The sequence below is a fragment of the Peribacillus sp. B2I2 genome (assembly GCF_041261685.1).
Taxonomy (GTDB): domain Bacteria; phylum Bacillota; class Bacilli; order Bacillales; family DSM-1321; genus Peribacillus.
This window is the reverse complement of sequence record NZ_JBGCCB010000001.1, coordinates 3,742,813-3,766,886: the sequence shown is the minus strand read 5'-3', so window position 1 is coordinate 3,766,886 and position 24,074 is coordinate 3,742,813. Positions and strand designations below refer to the sequence as shown.

The 24,074-nt window shown below is 40.9% G+C and carries 24 protein-coding genes; 18 read left to right on the top strand and 6 right to left on the bottom strand.

The genetic code is table 11. The annotated features are described in order from the left end of the window. Nucleotides 1-15: 15 nt before the first annotated feature. From spoIIP to ABIE66_RS18525, 13 genes are all read left to right on the top strand, one after another. Nucleotides 16-1,215 carry a stage II sporulation protein P gene (gene spoIIP, locus ABIE66_RS18585; RefSeq protein WP_370015855.1) on the top strand — a complete coding sequence of 400 codons (1,200 nt, stop codon included), beginning with the start codon at nt 16-18 and terminating at the stop codon, nt 1,213-1,215. A 20-nt stretch (nt 1,216-1,235) separates the two neighbouring features. After that, nucleotides 1,236-1,559 carry a YqxA family protein gene (locus tag ABIE66_RS18580; protein WP_289325804.1) on the top strand — a complete coding sequence of 108 codons (324 nt, stop codon included), beginning with the start codon at nt 1,236-1,238 and terminating at the stop codon, nt 1,557-1,559. Between the two features lie 176 nt (nt 1,560-1,735). Then, complete coding sequence (gene lepA / locus ABIE66_RS18575) at nt 1,736-3,571, top strand: translation elongation factor 4 (RefSeq protein ID WP_289315619.1); 1,836 nt, start codon at nt 1,736-1,738, stop codon at nt 3,569-3,571. A gap of 89 nt (nt 3,572-3,660) precedes the next feature. Next, on the top strand, nt 3,661-4,812 hold the full coding sequence (gene hemW, locus ABIE66_RS18570) for a radical SAM family heme chaperone HemW (protein WP_370015852.1): 1,152 nt from the start codon (nt 3,661-3,663) through the stop codon (nt 4,810-4,812). A gap of 123 nt (nt 4,813-4,935) precedes the next feature. Then, nucleotides 4,936-5,964: a heat-inducible transcriptional repressor HrcA gene (gene hrcA / locus ABIE66_RS18565; RefSeq protein ID WP_289325801.1), complete on the top strand. Its 1,029-nt coding sequence runs from the start codon at nt 4,936-4,938 to the stop codon at nt 5,962-5,964. A gap of 98 nt (nt 5,965-6,062) precedes the next feature. Beyond that, nucleotides 6,063-6,659: a nucleotide exchange factor GrpE gene (gene grpE, locus ABIE66_RS18560; RefSeq protein WP_370015851.1), complete on the top strand. Its 597-nt coding sequence runs from the start codon at nt 6,063-6,065 to the stop codon at nt 6,657-6,659. Nucleotides 6,660-6,696: 37 nt separating this feature from the next. Then, nucleotides 6,697-8,529, top strand: a complete 1,833-nt coding sequence (dnaK, locus tag ABIE66_RS18555; protein WP_289325800.1) for a molecular chaperone DnaK — start codon at nt 6,697-6,699, stop codon at nt 8,527-8,529. 329 nt (nt 8,530-8,858) lie between these two features. Next, nucleotides 8,859-9,974, top strand: coding sequence for a molecular chaperone DnaJ (gene dnaJ, locus ABIE66_RS18550; RefSeq protein WP_207437135.1), 1,116 nt, complete (start codon nt 8,859-8,861; stop codon nt 9,972-9,974). A gap of 36 nt (nt 9,975-10,010) precedes the next feature. Then, nucleotides 10,011-10,952, top strand: coding sequence for a 50S ribosomal protein L11 methyltransferase (gene prmA, locus ABIE66_RS18545; RefSeq protein ID WP_289325799.1), 942 nt, complete (start codon nt 10,011-10,013; stop codon nt 10,950-10,952). A gap of 144 nt (nt 10,953-11,096) precedes the next feature. After that, the gene (locus ABIE66_RS18540; RefSeq protein WP_289325798.1) at nt 11,097-11,849 is read left to right on the top strand and encodes a 16S rRNA (uracil(1498)-N(3))-methyltransferase; all 753 of its coding nucleotides are present in this window, start codon (nt 11,097-11,099) and stop codon (nt 11,847-11,849) included. Nucleotides 11,850-11,855: 6 nt separating this feature from the next. Then, nucleotides 11,856-13,193, top strand: a complete 1,338-nt coding sequence (gene mtaB / locus ABIE66_RS18535) for a tRNA (N(6)-L-threonylcarbamoyladenosine(37)-C(2))-methylthiotransferase MtaB (RefSeq protein WP_289315626.1) — start codon at nt 11,856-11,858, stop codon at nt 13,191-13,193. Between the two features lie 154 nt (nt 13,194-13,347). Further along, nucleotides 13,348-14,019 (top strand): deoxyribose-phosphate aldolase, encoded by a 672-nt coding sequence (gene deoC, locus ABIE66_RS18530; RefSeq protein WP_370015849.1) that lies wholly within the window; start codon nt 13,348-13,350, stop codon nt 14,017-14,019. Nucleotides 14,020-14,917: 898 nt separating this feature from the next. Next, nucleotides 14,918-15,178 (top strand): hypothetical protein, encoded by a 261-nt coding sequence (locus tag ABIE66_RS18525; RefSeq protein ID WP_370015848.1) that lies wholly within the window; start codon nt 14,918-14,920, stop codon nt 15,176-15,178. A gap of 292 nt (nt 15,179-15,470) precedes the next feature. Here the strand turns inward: ABIE66_RS18525 and ABIE66_RS18520 are convergent, their stop codons facing one another. Next, nucleotides 15,471-16,403 (bottom strand): Na/Pi symporter, encoded by a 933-nt coding sequence (locus tag ABIE66_RS18520; protein ID WP_289325795.1) that lies wholly within the window; start codon nt 16,401-16,403, stop codon nt 15,471-15,473. A gap of 224 nt (nt 16,404-16,627) precedes the next feature. Between ABIE66_RS18520 and rpsU the strand changes: the two genes are divergently transcribed. The 5 genes from rpsU (at nt 16,628) to ABIE66_RS18495 (ending at nt 20,457) form a co-directional block, all read left to right on the top strand. Further along, the gene (rpsU, locus tag ABIE66_RS18515; RefSeq protein ID WP_028391853.1) at nt 16,628-16,801 is read left to right on the top strand and encodes a 30S ribosomal protein S21; all 174 of its coding nucleotides are present in this window, start codon (nt 16,628-16,630) and stop codon (nt 16,799-16,801) included. A 14-nt stretch (nt 16,802-16,815) separates the two neighbouring features. Then, nucleotides 16,816-17,259: a GatB/YqeY domain-containing protein gene (locus tag ABIE66_RS18510; protein WP_289325794.1), complete on the top strand. Its 444-nt coding sequence runs from the start codon at nt 16,816-16,818 to the stop codon at nt 17,257-17,259. 303 nt (nt 17,260-17,562) lie between these two features. Further along, nucleotides 17,563-18,882 (top strand): NfeD family protein, encoded by a 1,320-nt coding sequence (locus ABIE66_RS18505; RefSeq protein WP_370017082.1) that lies wholly within the window; start codon nt 17,563-17,565, stop codon nt 18,880-18,882. A 50-nt stretch (nt 18,883-18,932) separates the two neighbouring features. Continuing rightward, the gene (gene floA, locus ABIE66_RS18500) at nt 18,933-19,937 is read left to right on the top strand and encodes a flotillin-like protein FloA (RefSeq protein ID WP_370017081.1); all 1,005 of its coding nucleotides are present in this window, start codon (nt 18,933-18,935) and stop codon (nt 19,935-19,937) included. 22 nt (nt 19,938-19,959) lie between these two features. Next, on the top strand, nt 19,960-20,457 hold the full coding sequence (locus ABIE66_RS18495) for a hypothetical protein (RefSeq protein WP_370015846.1): 498 nt from the start codon (nt 19,960-19,962) through the stop codon (nt 20,455-20,457). A 156-nt stretch (nt 20,458-20,613) separates the two neighbouring features. Here ABIE66_RS18495 and ABIE66_RS18490 read toward each other — a convergent pair whose 3' ends face one another. The 5 genes from ABIE66_RS18490 to ABIE66_RS18470 form a co-directional block, all read right to left on the bottom strand. Then, nucleotides 20,614-20,787, bottom strand: coding sequence for a hypothetical protein (locus tag ABIE66_RS18490; RefSeq protein WP_331261875.1), 174 nt, complete (start codon nt 20,785-20,787; stop codon nt 20,614-20,616). 335 nt (nt 20,788-21,122) lie between these two features. Beyond that, nucleotides 21,123-21,590: a hypothetical protein gene (locus ABIE66_RS18485; protein ID WP_370015844.1), complete on the bottom strand. Its 468-nt coding sequence runs from the start codon at nt 21,588-21,590 to the stop codon at nt 21,123-21,125. Next, nucleotides 21,587-22,099 (bottom strand): terminase small subunit, encoded by a 513-nt coding sequence (locus tag ABIE66_RS18480; RefSeq protein ID WP_370015843.1) that lies wholly within the window; start codon nt 22,097-22,099, stop codon nt 21,587-21,589. Before ABIE66_RS18480 ends, ABIE66_RS18485 begins: the two co-directional genes overlap by 4 nt. A gap of 64 nt (nt 22,100-22,163) precedes the next feature. Then, complete coding sequence (locus ABIE66_RS18475) at nt 22,164-22,856, bottom strand: hypothetical protein (RefSeq protein WP_370015841.1); 693 nt, start codon at nt 22,854-22,856, stop codon at nt 22,164-22,166. Between the two features lie 21 nt (nt 22,857-22,877). Then, the gene (locus ABIE66_RS18470; protein WP_370015840.1) at nt 22,878-23,066 is read right to left on the bottom strand and encodes a hypothetical protein; all 189 of its coding nucleotides are present in this window, start codon (nt 23,064-23,066) and stop codon (nt 22,878-22,880) included. Nucleotides 23,067-24,074 lie beyond the last annotated feature (1,008 nt).

Here is a 24,074-nt window from a genome sequence, read left to right as displayed (position 1 = left end):
AGAGAGGGTGGAAAGATGAAAAGAAGAAATTCCCCAGGAATCATAACAGCTATTCACGGATCAACAATAATAAAAACTTTTCTAGGTATTCTCGCCTTGCTTCTTTTTGTTTTTTCAGTCAGTGGTGTCATGACTTCCCTAAGACCGGAGTATCGGATATCTTCGAATTCCGTACATACTGTAGCCAACCAATTCTCGGGAAAAATGCTGTTCTCGATGCTGGCCAATGAAAACCACTATTTTTTTAATGCCCTGCCAGAAGGTAAGCAGGAATCGGTTATCACGAATCAATTGATAAAAGTCTCGACTAACATTTCATTGGAGGACCCGCGAAGTTTACTTGGCAGGGAACTTCCTGGCTTTTCGATTTTTGATAATGAGATCCTCGTGGCTGGGGAAGGGACGAATTATACGAATATGCCGTATGAATCCTCGCCGCCAGTAGACGTCTTGAATGAAGAAAGGGATGCATCCCTGCAAAACATGGATGAGATTGAAGAACCGGAAAAAGGAGTGGCCAATCAGCCGAATCAAACGACCAATGGACGGAAAGTGGTCGAGATTTACCATAGCCATAACCGGGAATCGTATCTTCCTTATTTAAAAGGGGTGACCAATCCGGACCTAGCCTACCATTCTAAAATCAACATTACAAAACTCGGTGCCCGAATGGTGGAGGACATGGCTGATAAAGGGATAGGATCATCGCTTGATAAAACGGATATTATGGGCAATTTGAATAATAAAGGATTGAATTATGCCAAATCCTATCAAGAGTCTCGTAAATCCGTTCAGACTGCGTTGGCTACCAATAAAGATCTAGAATATATCATTGATATCCATCGTGATTCTAAACGAAAAAAACATACGACCATTAACATTAACGGTAAAGATTATGCCAAGATTGCCTTCGTGGTCGGGGGCAATAACCCGAACTTCGAAAAAAATGCAGCGCTTGCCAATAAGCTTCATAAAGCTTTGGAGAAAAAATACCCTGGCATTTCACGAGGGGTTATGAAACAAGGCGGAGCGGGGCAGAATGGAGTATACAATCAGGATTTGTCAAGCAATGCCATGCTCTTGGAAATTGGCGGTGTTGATAATACTTTCGAGGAAATGTACTTAACCGTTGATGCCTTTACCGATGTTTTCAGTGAATTTTACTGGGATGCCAAAGCGGTTGATAAAACGACTGGGGAATCGGAAGCGAAGTAAGTTGAAAGGAGTTCTCTATCATGGTTCGGTTTTGGTTGAAATGTACTGGGATTGTGCTCGTATTATTTTTAGGTGTTCTGATTGGGATGCAGCAAGCGAACGATGGGATGAAAAAAATGAAGGGGTATGAAGATCCCTCTTTGAATAGTGCATTCATTATTAACCAATCGGATCAAGGGGAGATGGAAGCGGATATTCTTGGCGAAAAAGTAACAAGTCATGATTTGGAGTCGAAAAAAGAAAAGCTTGAAGAAATGAAAGCCTTCAACTTTTTCTCATCGATCGGCAAAACGCTTGGAGATACGATATCAGGGGCCTTTCAAGCACTTATTGATATGATTTAGGTATGGAATAAGTTGAGTGTGCCCTATCAAAAGGTTGCATCCGAATCCGGAATGCAGCCTTTTTTTATCCTTTGCCCTACAATGATGCTTCTTTTGTAACTATTCTGTTGAATCTTGCATTTTCTATTGATATAATAAAAAATAGTGTATTGTGTCGACTAGTGGGAGTGAACGTCATGAATAGAGAAGAAAAATTAAAAAGACAATCAAAGATTCGTAACTTTTCCATCATCGCTCATATTGATCATGGAAAATCTACATTGGCGGATCGTATCATTGAAAAAACGAACGCAATGACTCAGCGTGAAATGAAGAGTCAACTGTTGGATTCCATGGATTTAGAGCGAGAGCGTGGAATTACGATTAAATTGAATGCGATTCAATTGAAATATAATGCGAAAGATGGCGAAGAATATATTTTCCATCTTATTGATACACCGGGACATGTCGATTTTACGTATGAAGTTTCACGAAGCCTTGCAGCGTGTGAAGGTGCTGTCCTTGTTGTCGATGCGGCACAGGGAATTGAGGCCCAAACGCTTGCAAACGTGTATTTAGCTTTGGACAACAACCTGGAAATCATCCCGGTCATCAATAAAATTGACTTGCCGAGTGCCGATCCGGAACGGGTACGTGGAGAAATCGAGGAAGTAATCGGATTGGATGCTTCCGATGCAGTTTTGGCTTCCGCTAAAGCGGGAATCGGAATCGAGGAGATTTTGGAGCAGGTCGTTGAATTGGTGCCAGCACCACAGGGAGATCCCGATGCCCCGTTCAAGGCGCTTATTTTCGATTCACTGTTTGATGCGTACCGCGGTGTGGTTGCCTATATCCGTGTTGTTGAGGGTTCCATTAAAGTGGGCGACAAAATCAAAATGATGTCCACTGGCAAGGAATTTGATGTAACCGAATTGGGTGTCTTCAATCCGAAAACCCAGCTTTTGGATGAACTTAACGTCGGTGATGTAGGTTTCCTTACTGCCGCCATTAAAAACGTTGGTGATACGACTGTTGGTGATACGATTACCAGTGCCGTGAATAGTGCGACAGAGCCATTGCCGGGTTACCGGAAGATGAATCCGATGGTATATTGCGGTTTATACCCAATTGACGCATCGAAATTCAATGATTTAAGGGATGCATTAGAGAAGTTGGAATTGAACGATTCAGCGTTACAGTTCGAAGCGGAATCATCGCAAGCATTGGGCTTCGGTTTCCGTTGCGGATTCCTTGGACTCCTTCATATGGAAATAATCCAGGAACGGATTGAACGTGAATTCAAAATTGATCTGATCACCACTGCGCCGAGTGTTATTTATGATGTGATCCTGACAGACGGAACGGTCCTGAAAGTAGATAACCCTTCCAATATGCCGGATGCTCAAAAGATTGAACGAGTCGAGGAGCCATATGTCAAAGCAACGATGATGGCACCGACAGAGTTCGTCGGAACGATCATGGAAATCTGTCAAAATAAACGCGGTAACTTCATTGATATGGAATATATCGATGAGACTCGTGTGAGCATTCATTATGAAATACCATTATCGGAAATCGTTTATGATTTCTTCGATCAGTTGAAATCCAATACTAGAGGCTATGCTTCATTCGATTATGAGTTGATCGGCTACAAACCGTCCAAACTTGTGAAGATGGATATCTTACTGAACGCTGAAACTGTGGATGCGTTGAGTTTCATCGTTCATAAGGACTTTGCTTATGAACGCGGTAAAGTCATTGTTGAAAAATTGAAGAAATTGATTCCAAGACAACAATTTGAAGTGCCGATCCAAGCAGCGATCGGGCAAAAGATCGTGGCCCGTTCTTCGATTAGTGCAATGCGCAAAAACGTATTGGCTAAATGTTACGGCGGCGATATTTCCCGTAAACGTAAGTTGCTCGAAAAACAGAAAGAAGGTAAAAAGCGGATGAAACAGGTAGGTTCCGTTGAAGTGCCGCAAGAAGCTTTCATGGCTGTTTTGAAAATGGATGATACGACACCGAAAAAATAAATAAAATAAACGATAGATAGAAAAAAGAGGGTAGAGGAGATCTAGCCTCTTTTTCTATCGACTCATTCGATTAAAAGGTTGTGAACACAATGATTAAAAGCGCCTACCTCCATATACCATTTTGTGAACATATTTGTCACTATTGTGATTTTAATAAAGTATTTTTACAGGGACAGCCGGTTGACGAATATTTACAGATGATGAAAAGGGAAATGGTGATGCAACTTTCTAAATACCCGACTGCAGGATTGGATACGGTATTCGTCGGTGGAGGGACACCGACCTCCCTAAATGAAAAGCAGCTTGCTTTTTTATGTGAAGCGATCAATGAAACCCTGCCATTTGATCCAACAAAGGCTGAATATACATTCGAAGCCAATCCAGGGGATCTTTCGCGAGAAAAACTCGAGATCCTTTATCATTCAGGTGTCAATAGACTTAGCTTTGGAGTGCAAAGCTTCAATGATGAATTATTAAAGCGAATAGGCCGGACTCATCGGGCTTCTGAAGTATATGAAACGATTCATTTGGCTCAAGAAGTTGGCTTTACGAATATCAGCATCGATTTGATTTACGGATTGCCGGGACAAACTATGGAAGATTTCAATGACACGTTGGATAAAGCGATTGCCCTTCAATTGCCGCACTATTCCAGCTACTCATTGATCGTTGAGCCGAAAACGGTTTTTTATAATCAGATGCGAAGGGGTAAATTAAACCTGCCGCCGCAGGAGCTCGAGGCTTCGATGTACGAGAAGCTGATGGAAGAGATGGAGAAGCATGGACTGCATCAATATGAAATCAGTAATTTTGCCCGTGCTGGGTTTGAAAGCCGGCACAACCTGACATATTGGGATAATGTGGAGTATTATGGGATTGGTGCCGGTGCACATGGCTATACTGGAGGAAAAAGAGTGGCCAATCATGGACCGGTGAAGAAATATATCACACCATTGATGGCGAACCAGCTGCCTGTATTGGAGGAACGCCGAGTACCGCTTCATGAACGGATGGAAGAGGAGATGTTTTTGGGTCTCCGAAAAACGGAAGGAGTTTCATTGGAAACCTTCAAGAGTAAATTTTTTGTTGAAATGACGGAGATTTTCAGGAAACCGCTCGAAGAAGAATCGGTAAAGGGTCTGCTTAAGGTGGAAGGCGGGTTCGTGCGCTTGACGGAGCGGGGGAAACTGCTTGGAAATGAAGTGTTCCAATCATTTTTGGGCATTATTGATTCCGAGTGAAGTTAATCTATGTTATTTTACGAGTAATTAGCGGTTTTCATTGTTGACATCATAAGCTTCATTTGATAATTTATTAGTATATTAGCACTCGAAGAGACAGAGTGCTAACAGAGGTGATCATACATGCTAACTGATCGTCAATTATTGATTCTACAAGTGATAATCGAGGATTTTATCCATTCTGCCCAGCCAGTCGGGTCACGAAGCTTGTCGAAGAAAGAAGAAATTACGTTCAGCTCTGCCACAATTCGCAACGAAATGTCTGATCTTGAAGAAATGGGATTTTTAGAAAAAACCCATACTTCTTCCGGTAGGATTCCTTCTGAAAAAGGGTATAGATATTATGTGGATCATTTACTTTCTCCTCAAGCTCCGAAAAAGAATGAAATGAAGATATTAAAATCCGTTTTTGTAGAACGAATTTATGAATTGGAAAAGATCGTTCAGAAGTCAGCGAAAATACTTTCGGAACTGACGAATTATACGGCGATTGTACTGGGGCCAAAAGTGAATGAGCATAAGCTGAAGAAAATCCAGATCATTCCTTTGAGCCCGGAAACAGCAATAGCCATCATTATTACTGATACAGGTCATGTGGAAAATCGAATGATTTCCTTACCGCCTTCTTTTGATATAAACGAAATTGAAAAGATGGTGAACATATTGAATTCCCGTTTGGTCGATGTTCCGCTAGTTGATCTAAAGGATAAGATCTACAAGGAAGTGGCTGTTCTTTTGAGCCGTCACATCCATAACTATGGATCGATGGTCTCTGTCCTGGCGGATACCCTGACTGACACAAAGCCCGAAAAAATATTTTTCGGCGGGAAAACGAATATGCTAAGGCAGCCTGAGTTCCATGATATTGCTAAAGTAAGCACGCTTTTATCGATGATTGAGCAGGAGCAGGGTTTTTATGAACTCATTACTCAAAATCCATCGGGCATCCACGTCAAGATTGGCCGTGAAAATCAAAACACAGTGCTCGATGACTGCAGTTTGATTACGGCAACATACTCAATCGGGCAGGAGCAAGTGGGCACATTAGCCATATTGGGTCCGACGAGAATGGAATATTCGCGAGTGATCAGTTTGCTTTCGTTTTTCTCGAAAGATTTAACGGCCCTAATGACAAAACTGTATCAAAAATAGTAGCAAAGGTAATATTGTTAAGGTGGCGGAGGTCATATTCCGCAGCCTGACCTATTACTTTAGCATAAATTGTATAACCCTTTTAGGGAGGTGAGATTGTGACAGAAAATAAAAATGAAGAAAAAACATTGGAAAATGAAACAATCGAGGAAAGCGCTGCAGAAGCAGTTTTCGCTGAAGGAGAAACTCCAGCAGAACAAAACCAAGAGGAAACACCGGTTGAAAAAGATGAACTTCAATTGGCTCATGAAAAGATTGCTGAGCTTCAGGCAAAAATCGAAGAAATGGATAACCGTTATCTTCGTCTGCAGGCCGATTTTGATAATTCAAGACGCCGTGCCAAGCTTGATATGGAGGCGGCTCAAAAATATAGAGTTCAAAGTATTGCCAGTGATTTAGTTGAAGCTCTTGATAATTTTGAAAGAGCTACAAAAATCGAAGCGGAAAATGAACAGACGAAATCCCTGCTTCAAGGCATGGAAATGGTCTACAAAGCGATTACTGATGCATTGACTAAAGAAGGCATCGAACCGATCAGTTCGGTTGGTGAAGAGTTCGATCCGCGTTTGCATCAAGCGGTCATGCAAGTTCAAGATGAAAACTTCGGTTCTAACATCGTCGTCGAGGAATTCCAAAAAGGATACCTTCTAAAAGACCGTGTGATTCGACCTGCAATGGTTAAAGTGAACGAATAAGATTTTTACATATAAAAAATTGGGAGGTAGTGAAACTATGAGCAAGATTATAGGTATTGACTTAGGTACAACAAACTCTTGTGTATCTGTACTTGAAGGCGGGGAACCAAAAGTAATCCCGAATCCAGAAGGAAACCGTACAACACCATCCGTAGTGGCATTCAAAAATGGAGAAAGACAAGTGGGGGAAGTGGCAAAACGCCAAGCGATTACAAACCCTAACACAATCATTTCCATTAAACGCCATATGGGTACCGACCATAAAGAAGTAATTGAAGGAAAAGAATACTCACCTCAGGAAGTTTCTGCAATCATCCTTCAATACTTAAAATCATACGCTGAAGAGTATCTTGGCGAAAAAGTTACAAAAGCGGTTATTACTGTACCTGCTTACTTCAATGATGCAGAACGTCAAGCAACTAAGGATGCTGGTCAAATTGCTGGTCTTGAAGTGGAACGTATCATCAACGAACCTACAGCTGCAGCACTTGCATACGGTTTGGATAAAACGGAAGAAGATCAAACGATCCTTGTATTCGACCTTGGCGGCGGTACATTCGACGTATCGATCATGGAACTTGGAGATGGCGTTTTCGAAGTTAAGTCCACAGCCGGTGACAACCGTCTAGGTGGAGATGATTTCGACCAAGTCATCATCGATTACCTAGTTGAAGCATTCAAGAAAGAAAATGGAATCGACCTTTCAAAAGATAAAATGGCGGTACAACGTTTGAAAGATGCAGCTGAAAAAGCGAAAAAAGATCTTTCCGGCGTAACTTCAACTCAAATTTCATTGCCATTCATCACAGCTGGGGATGCTGGCCCGCTTCACTTGGACGTAACGATGACTAGAGCAAAATTCGATGAGCTTTCTTCAGGTCTTGTTGAGCGTACTATGGGACCAACTCGTCAAGCATTGAAAGATGCTGGCCTTTCAGCGTCTGAAATTGACAAAGTAATCCTTGTTGGTGGATCTACACGTATTCCTGCGGTTGTTGAAGCGATCAAAAAGGAAATCGGTCAAGAACCAAGCAAAGGTGTAAACCCTGATGAAGTAGTGGCTATGGGTGCTGCAATTCAAGGTGGCGTATTAACAGGAGATGTTAAAGACGTTGTCCTTCTGGATGTAACTCCACTTTCACTTGGGATTGAAACGATGGGCGGAGTGTTCACGAAACTGATTGACCGTAATACTACGATTCCAACTAGTAAATCACAAGTATTCTCGACAGCGGCTGATAACCAAACGGCAGTTGATATACATGTTCTTCAAGGTGAACGTCCAATGTCAGCGGATAACAAAACGCTCGGTCGTTTCCAATTGAGTGACATTCCACCTGCACCGCGTGGAATTCCGCAAGTTGAAGTGACATTCGATATCGATAAAAATGGTATCGTGAACGTTCGTGCGAAAGATCTTGGCACGAACAAAGAACAAGCGATCACCATCAAATCATCTTCAGGACTTTCTGATGAAGAGATCGAACGCATGGTACGTGAAGCGGAAGAAAATGCCGATAGCGATAAACAACGTAAAGAAGAAGTTGAACTTCGTAACGAAGCTGATCAATTAGTCTTCCAAACGGAAAAAACGCTTAAAGATCTAGAAGGTAAAGTGGACGAAGCTGAAGTAACAAAAGCAAATGAAGCGAAGGACGAACTGAAAGCTGCAATCGAGAAAAATGAGCTTGAAGAAATCCGCGTGAAAAAAGATGCACTTAATGAAATCGTTCAAGCTTTGACAATGAAGCTTTATGAAGAAGCGGCAAAAGCTCAGCAAGCTGGCGAAGCCGGTGCTGGCGAATCTGCTAAAGACGATAATGTCGTTGATGCAGAATACACGGAAGTTAACGAAGAAGAGAAAAAATAAAAAGTGACCCAATCGGGACACTGATAAATATTGGGCAGTTCATTTCTGCCTGCCATTGTAGAAAAGTCAAAGTCAGGTTATCTTGACTTTGACTTTTTTTACAGTGAAGGGAATCATTGTCAGGGAGCGTTGGCATCTGGTTTTCTTTTAATCTTACAATCGCTGGTGGGGAATCATGGGATTTTAGAAATAAATGTGTGCAATTTGGGGCTGGCATTACCATTTACAAAAAAGTGTTAAAGCCTGTTTGTACTTTTCTAGTTGATTATTATCTTCGTTCAGTGATAATATTACCTTTATGTGAATCGAATCGGGAGTGGATTTTAGATATGAGTAAACGCGATTATTATGAGGTGTTAGGCCTTTCGAAAAGTGCTTCGAAGGATGAAATCAAAAAAGCGTATCGAAAGCTCTCCAAACAATATCACCCTGATATTAATAAAGCGGACGATGCTGCGGATAAATTCAAGGAAATCAAGGAAGCTTACGAAGTATTGAGTGACGAACAGAAAAAGGCCCATTATGACCAATTCGGACATACAGATCCAAATCAGGGCTTTGGTGGTCAGGACTTTGGTGGTTTCGGCGGTTTTGAAGATATTTTCAGTAGCTTCTTTGGTGGCGGCGGACGTAGGAGAGATCCTAATGCACCACGTCAAGGGGCGGATTTACAGTATACGATGACGCTTTCTTTTGAAGAGGCTGCATTTGGAAAAGATACTGAAATCGAAATTCCGCGTGAAGAGAATTGTGATACATGTAAAGGATCCGGTGCCAAACCAGGCACAAAAGTGGAAAATTGTTCACATTGTCATGGAACCGGTCAATTGAATGTTGAACAAAACACAGCGTTCGGAAGGATTGTGAACCGGAGAGCATGTCACCATTGTCAAGGAACAGGAAAAATCATTCCTAATAAATGCTCAACATGTGGCGGTGACGGAAAAGTCCAAAAACGTAAAAAGATCCAAGTTAAGGTGCCAGCCGGAATTGATGATGGTCAGCAATTGCGTGTAACCGGCCAAGGAGAGCCAGGAATCAATGGCGGTCCAGCTGGAGACCTGTATGTTGTCTTCCATGTACGCAGCCATGAATTCTTTGAGCGGGATGGCGATGATATCTATTGTGAAATGCCGGTTACTTTCGCTCAGGCAGCATTAGGCGATGAAATAGAAGTTCCGACCCTTCATGGAAAAGTGAAGCTGAAGATCCCTGCCGGTACACAAACAAGCACGCGTTTCCGTTTAAAAGGCAAAGGTGTTCCTAACGTCAGAGGATATGGCCAAGGAGATCAGCATGTGGTCGTATTAGTGGTAACGCCTAAAAAATTAACGGAAAAACAAAAGGATCTGCTTCGTGAGTTCAGCGATATCAGCGGACAAGGTATAGATGAACAAGAAGATGGCTTTTTCTCAAAAGTGAAACGTGCATTTAAAGATAGGTGAATAAAAGTAAAAGAACAAATTGGGAGTTGGTAGATTATGAAGTGGTCTGAATTTGCAATCCAAACAACGAATGAAGCGGTTGAACCTGTTTCTAATATTCTTCATGAGGCAGGTGCGAGTGGTGTTGTCATTGAGGATCCTCTAGAATTAGTCAAGGAACGCGAAAATGTTTTTGGCGAAATCTACCACTTAAACCCAGATGATTATCCGGATGAGGGTGTAGTCATTAAGGCTTATCTTCCCGTAAACAGCTTTCTTGGTGAAACCGTTGATGCTATTAAGGAATCAATCAATAATCTCCACCTTTTTGATATAGACCTTGGGAAGAATGTTGTTTCAATTAGTGAAGTGAATGAAGAAGAGTGGGCGACGGCTTGGAAAAAATATTATAATCCCGTCAAGATATCCGAACGTTTTACCATCGTGCCAACATGGGAAGATTACACTCCAGTAAGCAGTGACGAACTGATCATCGAACTTGATCCAGGCATGGCCTTCGGAACAGGTACACACCCGACAACGGTCATGTGCATCCAAGCGCTGGAACGTACAGTGCGGCCTGGGGATTTAGTCGTTGATGTAGGAACGGGTTCTGGTGTTCTAAGCATTGCTGCTGCATTATTGGACGCAAAACGAATCCAGTCCCTTGATTTGGATGAAGTGGCTGTACAGTCAGCTATACAAAATGTGGAACTTAATAACGTGCAGGATAAAGTGTCCGTTTCAAAAGGTAACTTGCTGGATGGTGTAAATGAACAAGCGGATGTCGTCGTGGCTAATATTCTTGCCGAAGTGATCATGAGCTTTACGGATGATGTAGCGAAAGTCGTCAAACCGGGCGGATATTTTATAGCTTCTGGAATCATTCAACCTAAGAAACAAGATGTGAAGGATGCGATTACGGGATCTGGCTTCACCATTTCCGAAACCATCTTGATGGAAGATTGGGTAGCGATAATCGCGAAAAGAAATGATTAATTGAAAAAAGTTACTCTGATTATCGGGTATTTTGATAGTCAGAGTACCTTTTTTTAGCTTGAATCTTTGCATGGCTTGCATTCGGGTAATAAGCCTCTGACTGTTAGCCTGTAAGTTTTTAGACTAGACGAAGTGGGTGGCAGTGTGCAACGGTATTTTCTTAACGAAGAAGACATCAATGGAAACACGGTGACGATATCAGGCGATGATTTTCACCATATCGCCAGGGTCATGAGAATGGGACCAGGGGAGCGGATCATTACGGTGAAAGGCAATGGTATGACAGCTGTCACGGAAATTTCGGAAATTAGTGATGATGCTGTTATAGGGACCGTTATCGAATGGAAGAATGAAGAAAAGGAACTTCCTGTGAGGGTTGTGATTGCGAGCGGTCTGCCTAAAGGGGATAAATTGGAATATATCGTTCAAAAGGGTACGGAACTGGGTGCCTTTGAATTTATCCCTTTTATTGCGGCTCGTTCGGTGGTAAAATGGGACCACAAAAAGGTAGGTAAGAAATTGGAGAGGCTCCAGAAGATTTCAAAAGAGGCGGCTGAACAATCTCACCGCACAGTTATCCCTGCCATCAAGGAACCGATGACGGCAGTTCAGCTAGCTGGGTATGCTTCCGGTTTCGATCATAAATTAATCGCTTTTGAAGAAGAGGCAAAACGTGGGGAAACTTCTGTACTCGCATCTGTCTTGAAAGATATCACCCCAGGGCAATCGATCTTATTCGTGTTTGGTCCTGAAGGTGGGTTAGCAGATAAGGAAATTGAAAAACTGACTGATGCCGGTTTTGTGGCTTGCGGTCTTGGACCAAGGATATTAAGAACTGAAACAGCACCTTTATATGCACTTTCCGCTGTTTCTTATCATGTAGAACTTTTGAGGTGATGAAAAATGGCAACGGTCGCTTTCCATACATTAGGCTGTAAAGTGAATCATTATGAAACAGAGGCTATTTGGCAATTATTCAAAACTGGGGGATATGATCGTGTTGAGTTTGAAAACACATCAGATGTATATGTCATCAACACATGCACGGTGACAAACACTGGCGATAAAAAAAGCCGTCAGGTCATCCGTCGTGCCATTCGTAAGAATCCGAATGCCGTCATAGCGGTAACGGGATGCTACGCTCAGACATCGCCAGCAGAAATCATGGCCATACCAGGTGTGGATATTGTTGTAGGAACACAGGACAGGGTTAAACTGCTTGATTACATCGAGCAATTCAAGGTTGAACGTGAACCAATCAATGCTGTAGGAAATATCATGAAAAACCGTGTCTACGAAGAGTTGGATGTACCTGCTTTTACAGACCGTACACGTGCTTCATTAAAGATTCAGGAAGGGTGCAATAATTTCTGCACTTTCTGCATCATCCCTTGGGCTCGTGGATTAATGCGTTCGCGCGACCCAAAGGAAGTCGTTCACCAAGCTGAACAGCTTGTCGAGGCAGGATATAAAGAACTAGTCTTGACCGGAATTCATACTGGTGGCTATGGAGACGATTTGAAGGACTATAATTTGGCGATGCTGCTGCGGGACCTGGAAAAAATCGATGGGCTGAAGCGCATCCGTATTTCATCCATTGAAGCCAGCCAAATTACAGATGAGATCATTGAAGTGCTGACGAAATCAAAAAAAGTCGTACGTCATTTGCATATTCCAATCCAATCGGGTTCCGATACGGTTTTAAAACGGATGAGACGTAAATATACGATGGATTTCTTCGGTGATCGAATCGAAAAGTTAAAAATTGCACTTCCGGGTCTTGCTGTTACTTCTGATGTCATCGTAGGTTTCCCGGGTGAAACCGAAGAAGAATTCATGGAGACATATAACTTTATAGAAAAATATAAATTCTCCGAACTCCATGTCTTCCCTTATTCAAAACGGACAGGGACTCCGGCTGCGCGTATGGAAGATCAAGTGGATGAAGATGTCAAAAATGAACGCGTCCACCGTCTTATCGCTTTGTCGGACCAGCTGGCAAAAGAGTATGCATCACGATTTGAGGGGGAAGTTCTTGAAGTCATTCCTGAAACGAAGTTGGAAAATGGCCTTTATGAAGGATACTCCGATAATTATATGAAAATCGTCTTCCCAGCTTCGGATGAGATGGTCGGTGAAATCGTAAAAGTGAAGATTACAAAGTCTGGCTATCCATTTAGTGAAGGTCAGTTCGTGACGGTTGTGAAGGATTTTCCGTTGCAACAAGTTTCCAATATTTAAGACAGCCGTTTTTCTGCTGTCTTTTTTTTATCATCTGTTTGCGTGTTTCTTGGTACATTCGGGTAAAGACTATATATATCGTCAAATTGGATAAACTATGGTATCATGAGAGGTACGTACAACTAGTTATAGATTGTTTTGAGGAGGATTATTAATGTCACAAAATGTAGCAGGTTTAATTGACCACACGTTATTAAAAGCAGATGCAACCAAAGATCAAATTAAGGTATTATGCGAAGAAGCGAGAGAATATAACTTTGCTTCCGTATGCGTAAACCCGACTTGGGTTAAGTATGCAAGCGAACTTTTGGAAGGTTCAGATGTAAAAGTTTGTACGGTTATCGGGTTCCCTCTAGGTGCAACCACACCGGAAACCAAAGCTTTTGAAACGAAAGATGCCATCAGCAATGGCGCCCACGAAGTCGATATGGTGATTAATATCGGCGCATTGAAGGACAAGGATAATGAGTTGGTAGAGCGGGATATCCGTGCTGTGGTAGCGGCATCCACTGGTAAAGCTCTATCGAAAGTAATCATTGAAACCGCTCTATTGACTGAGGAAGAAAAAGTCCGTGCTTGTGAACTTGCAGTAAAAGCGGGAACGGATTATGTTAAAACATCAACTGGTTTTTCGACCGGCGGTGCGACTGTTGAAGATATCGCGCTAATGAGAAAAACGGTTGGTCCCGATATCGGTGTCAAAGCTTCAGGCGGAGTCCGCAACACGGCTGATGCCCAGAACGTGATTGAAGCTGGTGCAACAAGAATTGGAGCGAGTGCAGGTGTCTCCATCGTAAAGGGCTTAACGGCTGATTCGGATTATTGATATTGTATTGGGCTGTATAATAAGTCCTTAAAATAAAACAGGCGGAGAAAAATAATTTATTTTTCTCCGCCTGTTTTTTATTTCTTTAATATCTACCGAAAACAGCTGGAGGATGAAAGCCATTTAAATATAAACCATTGCCACGATTCAAAACTCCGTTCGGACTATAACATTTAGTTTCTCCGAAGCGAAAAGCGACGAAAAGACCGATTGCCCTTGATTTGAACAAAAATGCTCTCTATCTCGATTTTTATCTTGCTTAGAATTTGCGTCTTGATTCAGAATAAACGTTTACTTTTGCCTTCGCTTTAATTCTCCATTAATTGATTGAAATGTAACTGGCGAATTCACAAGTGGACGCCTCTGAGCTTTTCGTTCCTTGACAATCCTTTTCATGTTGAAGGCGTTGGTATCTTTGTTACTTTCTCTATTAGCACTTCTCTTGTTGCAAAAATTTTCTTCAGAAGTTAAAGGGTATGTTTTTGTATAGTGAAGAAAGATCGTGTCCGTTTTACTGGTGATGTAATTGAATCTGTTGGTATATTCCGGTCGTCCAAGAAATATCTCCAATATATTGGTTTTTCTGATTTCTCGGATAAAAAAAGAGGACCTGTACCATTTTTGAATTTGTACTGTTCATTTTTGGAACCTATAAATTCAAAAAAAGTTTATTGTCGATTTAATAGATATAGGGGGTAACAAGGGGAGTAAACGTGCTTATATTAAATACATAAACAGGGGGAGGAAAATGAAAAAACGGGTTTTTAATTTACTTTTATCAATAACATTAGCTTTTTCTTTAATTGGCGTTTCACTGGCTGCACCTCAAAAAGCAGATGCATGTTATCCAGCATAGAAATGTATGCCCAGATCTTCCTTACCCACAAGTTATAAATTAATGTTTAGTAATAAAGATAGATCAAAAGGGGTTTTCATTGGTATAACGGCAGTTAGTGCTGGTGGTCTAATTCCTGGAGTTGGTATACCTTCCTTTCTTACTGCAACTGCATTGGGTGTGAAAGAATTATACGGATACGCATCTTATAAATCTTACGTGAAAAGGAATACGAAATCTGATAAGAGTGGAATTATTAAAACAGTGCACTATAAGGAAAAGAATTATAAAGGAAAAACTAAAACTACTTACGATGAGTGGTGAAATACATGATGAAATTTTGGGTATATAATACTTTAATAACCCTTTTATTTATAATGGCAGTAACTGTTTTTTATCTAACATCTTTCTCTAATAAAGGTTGGATCGTTTTGATATTAGCTGCTGTTATATTAAGTGGTTTGAGCTTATTAAACCATAAAACTAATTATAAAAAGATTAGCTAAAAAACCTCTGGTAATCGTTTACCACCCTCGATATCTGTAGCGGTTAGGTTATGTCTATCTTCTTCGAGGCTGTCCCATTGTCAGTTTCTAATGACTTTTGGGACAGTCCTTTATTTTTTTATATGTGGCCGATGTGCCAAAAGAATGAAATTGGAGAATTGGCGTGCGAAAGGCAAGACAGCCAAAGAAGTCAAGATATTGAAAATGACACTCGCATGGGCGAGCTGTGTCCCCTTGTTTTCGGTGAAAAAGGCAGCCGTTCGTTCCAGGGTGTCCACAAAAGGCAGGAATGCGGCAACCCCGATGACGTTTAGCCAAATATGTGCATAAGCCGTGAAGGCGGCTTGTCTCCCAGACCCGATGCTGGCCATGTATCCGGTGATGCAAGTGCCAATATTGGATCCGAGCATGATGATGATTGCGGAAGCGACGGATAACTCCCCATTCATCAAAAAGCTCATGGCTATCCCGATGGTTGCTGAACTGGAATGAATGAGTGCCGTCAATAATATTCCGGCCAATAGGGCATAAATCATATGGCCCTCTATGTAATGGATGAGCGTCTGTATGGATGGATAGGCAGCAATCGGTGTCGAAAGCGTTTTAAAACCACTCATTGCCGCGAAGATGGCAGAGATTCCGATCAGGGACATCCCTAAGCTTCTCGGTAATACTTTAGGCATGAAGCAAAGGAAAGCGCCGCTGACAACTCCGGGAATGATCCAACGATCCAAAGAGAAGGTCATGAACTCTGCTGTAAAGGTGGATCCGATATTCGTTCCAAGAATAATCCCGATTGTTTGCGGGAATGTTAAGCTTCCTGCAGAAACGAGGCCGACCGTCATGACCATGACCGCCGAGCTGCTTTGCAGGATCCCCGTAAAGATGGTTCCGGCCATGAAACCTTTCCATGGCTTATCCGTTACCTTTAATAGAAAAGTCTTTAATGCTGCACCGGACATATTGAACAGTCCGATTCGTAAAACTGACATACCTGCCAAAAATATCGCAATGAATAGCAGGAATAAAAATAGCTCAAACATGACAGTCACCCCTTAATAATCTTATGGTCCATTAAGAGGAGACATGCTATAAATTGGATTTCCATGCCGTTTAGAGAAAAGTTATGATAATAACATGAATAAATTCAAAATAAGTTTGATTTAATTGGTTGACCTGCTAAAGATGATATATTATAATTGTTTAGTACATGTATAACATGTTGACAACTTGAGTTAGTGTGTTGTTTTCGGAGGGAGGGAAAGAGATGTCTAAAACCGTCGTTCGTAAAAACGAATCGCTTGAAGATGCTCTTCGTCGTTTCAAACGTACTGTATCTAAAGCAGGATCGCTTCAGGAAGCTAGGAAGCGTGAATTTTATGAAAAACCAAGCGTAAAACGTAAGAAAAAGTCTGAAGCTGCTAGAAAACGTAAATTCTAAGAGAGGGTGGAAAGATGAGTCTTCTCGAGCGTTTAAATAATGATATGAAACAAGCGATGAAGAACAAGGAAAAGGACAAACTATCTGTTATTCGGATGCTGAAAGCTTCTATTCAAAATGAAGCTCTAAAGCAGAGACAAGATTTAACAGATGATGAAGAATTGACAGTGCTCTCTCGCGAATTAAAACAACGCAAAGACTCCCTCCAGGAGTTTGAAAACGCAGGTCGTTCCGATCTCGTGGATAAAGTCCGCACCGAACTAGTATACGTAGAGGCATATATGCCTGAGCAACTTTCAGAAGAAGAGATTTCTAATATTGTTAAACAAACGATTGAAGAAGTCAATGCAACATCCAAAGCAGATATGGGGAGAGTTATGGGAGCTTTAATGCCTAAAGTTAAAGGTAAAGCGGATGGTTCTCTAGTAAACAAATTAGTACAACAACATCTATCTTGAACTCGAAACTTAAAACTCGAAACCTAACCGCAGGCAATTGCCTGTGGTTTTTGTGTATTTCATGGTTTTATGCGTATATTATTGAAGCAAAGTCCAAGATAATATGGGGTACTTTCAATTTTATTTGCTTTTTTTGAAACCTTTTTCATATACATACGTAATAACTAAAGAACAGAGTAAAGGGTTGCTTCATTTGCTCCTTATTCGAATTTTAGTTGCGGCCTGAATTTTACTGGTAAGTATCTTCATGAAATTGGAGGCACTTACAGCGTTTAATACGGGAAAGGGGGCGTTCCGTTGAAAATTTGGCGTTATTTATCTGTACTCCTGTTTGGATTGCTGTTCACCATGTCTTCATTTGGGGTATCGTCGGTTTCTGCAAAAGAAAAGATCGTTTACCATGTTCCAATTGAAGAAACGGTGGAAAAGGGGCTCTCGGCCTTTTTGGAACGTGCGCTGACCACTGCTGAAGCAGCTGATGCAGATCTTGTCGTATTCGAAGTGAATACCCCTGGAGGTGCTGTGGATGCGGCAGGGGAAATCGCAAAGTTACTGTCCGATTCACCAATTAAGACAGTTGCCTACGTCAATAACAGGGCATTATCTGCAGGTGCATATATTTCTCTAAGTGCAGATGAGATCTATATGGTTCCAAGTGCTACCATGGGATCGGCGGCTGTCATTGATTCAACAGGGAACGCTGCAGGTAAGAAAGCGCAATCTTATTGGCTGGCTGCCATGAAGACTGCTGCAGAACAAAATGGACGCGATCCCATTTTCGCTCAGGCGATGGCGGATGATGACATCAATCTTCCCGAATATGGAGCGGAAAGAGGAAAGTTGCTGACATTTACAGCTGAACAGGCAAAAAAGGCTGGATATAGTGAAGGCACAGTCTCTGGGAAAGCGGAGCTGTATAGTATACTTGGGGTCGAGGATGCCGATATTCGGTCAATCGAAGAAAGCTTTCCTGAGAAACTTGCCCGCTTTTTGACCAATCCGATCGTCGTTCCCATTTTATTGACGATAGCGGGAATCGGGATTGTGATGGAATTGTTTTCACCTGGTTTTGGAATTCCAGGGGTAATTGGGATCTCAAGTCTCGTTTTATTCTTCTATGGCCATCTTGTCGCTGGTATCACCGGGTACGAATCGTTAGCGATGTTCATCATTGGGGTCATTCTCGTTCTAATTGAGTTTTTTCTCCCAGGTGGGATTATCGGACTGCTTGGATTTACAGCGATCGTGGGGAGTTTATTCCTCGCATCAGATGATCCTGTTCATATGACGATATCCTTGCTAATTGCGGTCACCGTATCCATTTTGGTATTCATCCTACTTGTAAAGGTGTTTGGAAAACAAATGAAATTTTTCAGGAAAATGATATTAACCGATGCAACAAAAACGGAACAAGGGTATGTCAGCAATCCGAATAGAGTTGATTTATTAGGTGTGGAAGGGAAGGCCATGACAGATTTGAGGCCTTCGGGAACAGCTTTGATCAAAGATGAAAGAGTGGATGTCGTGACTGAAGGAAGCTTTATTTCCAAAGGTTCGTCAATCATGATCGTTAAAGTTGAAGGATCTAGGGTGGTCGTCCGGGAAATTCCGGATTCGAATTAAAATTAAAAGATACAGGAAGGATGAATCATTAAGTGATAACTTCAGGAACGATATTTATTGTACTGGCAGTGATTGCTGCCATCATCGTATTGGCAGTGTTTTTCACATTCGTACCAGTAATGTTATGGATTTCCGCTTTGGCGGCAGGAGTCAAAATCAGTATATTTACATTAGTTGGGATGAGGCTTCGCCGTGTTATACCAAGCAGGGTTGTTAATCCCCTTATCAAGGCCCATAAGGCTGGAATCAATGTTTCAACGAATCAATTGGAGAGCCATTACCTTGCAGGGGGTAATGTCGATCGCGTAGTGAATGCTTTAATTGCTGCAGAACGCGCCAATATCGTCTTACCTTTCGAACGGGGTGCAGCTATTGACCTGGCAGGTCGTGATGTTCTTCAAGCCGTTCAAATGAGCGTTAACCCGAAAGTGATCGAAACTCCGTTCATCTCTGGTGTAGCGATGAATGGGATTGAAGTAAAAGCGAAGGCAAGGATTACGGTTCGTGCCAATATTGAACGTCTAGTCGGTGGTGCCGGTGAAGAGACGATCATTGCCCGTGTAGGTGAAGGGATCGTATCGACGATCGGTGCTTCTAAAATGCATACGGATGTACTGGAACATCCCGATTTGATTTCTAGAACGGTTTTATCAAAAGGGTTGGATTCTGGAACGGCATTCGAAATTCTTTCCATTGACATCGCTGAAGTGGATATCGGGAAAAATATCGGGGCCATATTACAGACGGATCAAGCCGAGGCAGATAAGAAAATAGCCCAGGCGAAGGCCGAAGAACGGCGTGCAATGGCTGTTGCACTTGAACAGGAAATGGTTGCCCGTGTTCAGGAAATGCGAGCGAAGGTTGTTCAGTCCGAAGCGGAAGTTCCGTTGGCCATGGCCGATGCACTGAAAAGCGGGAATCTTGGAGTGATGGATTATATGAATATCCAAAATATCACGGCCGATACGGATATGCGCGGTTCCATCAGTAAAATATCCGAAAATCCAAAGGATAACAATAATATCAACAACAATAACAATAACAATAATAATTAGGTCAGGGAAGGGAGGTCTTTAAATGGGAGATTTTATTGATTTCTTTCTCAAGAACCCATTCCTTATCATTGTCTTGATCGGTATCTTAACGTCCATGTTAGGAAAGAAAAAGCAGCAAAATGATGATCCAAACACGCCTCCGAAAAAGAAATGGCAGGAGGTCATGCGGGAGCTTCAGGGCGAAATGTCGCAAGGGGAACAGCAGCAAAGGCCTGCCCCTGCTCCCGTAAGGAAAGTCGATCAGCAGGCAACACAGGCTTTTGAAGTAATCGATGAGACGAAGAACGAAGCGAACAAAAGGATTGCGGAGCTTAGACGGCTTCAGCAGAAGTACGATCAAGAGCGTTTATATCAAAAAGCGAAGGCGGATCAGATTACATCAGCGATATCTGATAATAACAGTCCGGTCTATCGCAAAGGACCGTCTTTTGGGAAAAAGCAGCTGATTGATGGCATCATCATGTCAGAAGTGCTGGGACCGCCAAGGGCGAGGCGAAGTCTTCAGCGGTCCAGAAGGTAATTCGGCACCCCGGGCTTTTTTCAGCCTGTTTTTGATGCATGAAAAAAATAGACTTTCATTCCCTTATAATTTTGTGCTAGAACCCTCTTTCATTTCATACATTTGAAATTATTTAGAGGTGGTTATAAATAAACAAAAAGAAAGGTTGGGGAAGTTTTAATCCTCAGCCTTTTTTTCTTTCATATCTAAGTAGGCTAATCTAATAATACGTTCAGCCGTTTGACTAGTGTTTAAATCAACGGATACTTCTTTACTGTAGAATACCCTAAGTTCCTCTAACATTCCCTTAACCTCTTCAGCAACCTTCAATGAAACACTTGATTTAGCCATTTTTGCAACCTCCTTTAGAATGAATATGTAAGGAGGGGATTTCTCCCCAATGCCTTTAAATAACTTTATCAAGCTTATTATAAAGCTTTACTAAGTTTTCATTGTTTCTATAACATGATTTCTATACTCTATAAACATTTCACGTTCAGCTTCTGTTTTAGCACTATGCACAAGCTTATTAGCATTACTTCTTGAAGCTAATAAAGAACCTTGTATAAGGTGTCTCTCTTACAAGACTTAGAATACAACAGATTATATTAGATTACATTAGGTTATTACTGGTAAGTATTTTAGACAAAAAAAACCCCTAATCCAATTAAGGAAAAGGGGTTTTGTTATTCATTCCAGTTAATATCTAAGTCAACACTAATCCAATCTTCTGCAACATCTACACCGTATGGCTTAACATTTACGGTAGCTGTCCATAGGTCTGTTTCTTGCCAAGTATTATCCTTAAAGGCTTGTGTTACAATTTCAACATCAGTACCTGATACAACAAAGAATTCACCTTTAATTCTAAGTAGCTTCCCTTCTGGATAGCGTTTAGAAAGTTCTTTCCATGATGGGACTGTAGGTAAGCTTATCCTTGAATCAGAACTTAATTTAACCTTCCCTTGAAGCTTGTTAGTATTGAAATACCATTCAGTTATAGATGTGATACTGATACCGTTAAAGTCACCAATAACCATATTATCATCTATTTCTTCATCTTCGTTAGGGTCATAATGATGTAAGTCAATTTCATGAATCAGATTACCTTCATCATCTTTATACTTGCTTATGAAAAATCCTTCACTGTTCAATTTAAATCACCTGCATCAATGTCTTCAAATTCTGCATCAATAGGAGGGGCAATCTTCTTAGTAGCCATATCTATTGTTGTAAGGTCATTTACATTAGGTTTAGGTCTATCATAGTCTGATGTGATATCAATACGCTGTACTAGCTGTCCAGTAGCTTTTAAATACAGTTCAACGGCTTGTTTCTTAGAGATGGTATTAGGAATTGTCTTTTCAATCTGACCTGACTTAAAGTTTATTACTTCTTCAGTAATTGTTCCCCTAGCTATACCCGTTAGAATCTGCATAGCTTCATCAAAGGTTAATATTGATTCTGCAATACCTGCTTCAGCTAACACATCTAAATAGGCTATGATATGTGGTTTCTTCAACCATTTATTTAAAGTAGGTCTGCTAATATTAATCTGTCTAGCCGTTTCGGATGCGTTTCTCATATTGGCAACATAGGCATGACAAAACTTCATTTCTATATCACTTAGTTTTAAATCTACTCTATTGTGTTCTAACTTCATGATTTAATCATTCCTTTTCTGTTTTATAAATAAAAAGAAGGTAACCAATTAAGGCTACCCTAGTTTATCCCTGTAATTCACTGTTGATAGTTTCAATCTTAGTTTCACATTCCCGTAGGTCATTATTCATAGTGCCTGTTTCATAGGCGGTCTTATCACTCTGATAGGCTGTTAAACGGGCTGTATGGGCTTCTGTAGCTTTACTATACTCACTTAGTACCTTAGATGAATCTTCCATGCTTAAACCCTCTAGACTAGGCTTCTGTGGTGTATCAGCTAGAATAGACCATTCATCAAATCTAATACCTTCAGCTACCATTACATCAATATGAAAATCATGCATTTCAGGTCTATAAACATCATGTTGTAAGCGAGTATATAACTTCTTATTTTCGGTCATTAGTTGAGAACGTTCGTTATAATCCAACTCACCAAAACTTTTGATAGGTTCTACTTTTACAACATTAGCTTGGTCATCTGTAGCAACCCTCATTAGTACACCATTAACAGTTTTAATAGTACTAATGTCTCTATGTTGTGGCTGTCCTAACATCATACTAGAAATCTTGTCTTGTAAGAATTGTTTATGAGTTTGGGCAGTCTGTTTTTCAACAACTTTTTCCTCATACCACTTTTCGGCTTCCTTATTCATCCGTTTGAAGATTGAAGTATTTTTATATGCATTGTTAGCTTGAAGCTGTTTTGAAAGCTGTTGCACCTGTTGTTGTAATTGAATCATATCATTTGCTTTTGTCATTTTTAGTCATCCTCTTTTCTATTATTTAAATCTATTTGTTAACCCTTTATCGTATCTCCGAATAATACCTCTAAGGTAATCAATTTCTTTTTCCTTCTGAATAGCTTCCATCTGCATACGGTAAATCAACTTATTCTGTTCCAAGCATCTACCGATAAGCTGATTCTTAGATGATGCGTTTGCTTCATCTACTGTAATAATCTTCTCCACTAATAACACCATCCTTTATATTTTATTGTTCGTATAGATAATGGGACACCCTTCGAAAAGGATGCCCTGTAACCACACGAATTGTTCCGTATGGGAAAGGTACAAATACTAGACTTCGTTCCAAGGTATCCGTCTAGTGTACATTAAATCATTGTCCACCCACTGAACAACAATTAATCAAGGTGATTGTATAAGCTTTTATACTCTTCAAAACAATTGGAGTTTGCGTATCAAGGCAGAATCAATTACCAGCTAACAAACATAGAAGAAAACGGTTCATGCCATTCTCTATACTATATAGACCTTTTAACGAGGATATCCATCTCGTATTATCTACTTTAAAAAGTGCCCAATTGGGTAAACAATCAGGCAATCTAAAAATAGTGAATCGCCTATCGTTAGTTTTTCGAAATTGGGGTGCTAGAACCCTCTCCAAGACGATTCGATCTAGCGGTATTAATGCCGAGAAATAAAGCAATCCAAACTACTACTAGGGTAGTAATTTTTTGACGGTCTTTTCCGAGACCAATAAAAGAACCCAATTGAAAGTATTTCTACCTTCATTGAAACCACTACAGGGAAACGGGAGTAAACCTGTAATGATTTCTAGAAAGGGGAAATGGAAGGGATAACTTAGAATGACAAGCACTTAACTAATGCTTAAGGAAGGTGGACTATTTCCTTCCCTACATAATATACATCTGTGAATCACCTTGATAATTTCCACTTTACCTAACATAAAATAATCTTTTTGTCAAATGTCTGAATTCGCTTCTAAAAGGTGTTAGAGGGGGAGGTAACACTAATTAATTACCCATAAGCTAATAGAATCGCTTAGAAGGGCAATTGTGGAGGAATTAGAGGTATATCCTACTTATTCTAAAGTTATGTATACCGTTGAACTTAATTATGTAATGTTTCTGTTAGAAGTGATTGACCTTTAACGGTCATTGTTTGTTATTTATGTATTTACTTAATTAGTAGTGAACGTAGTGAACAATCTTTCTA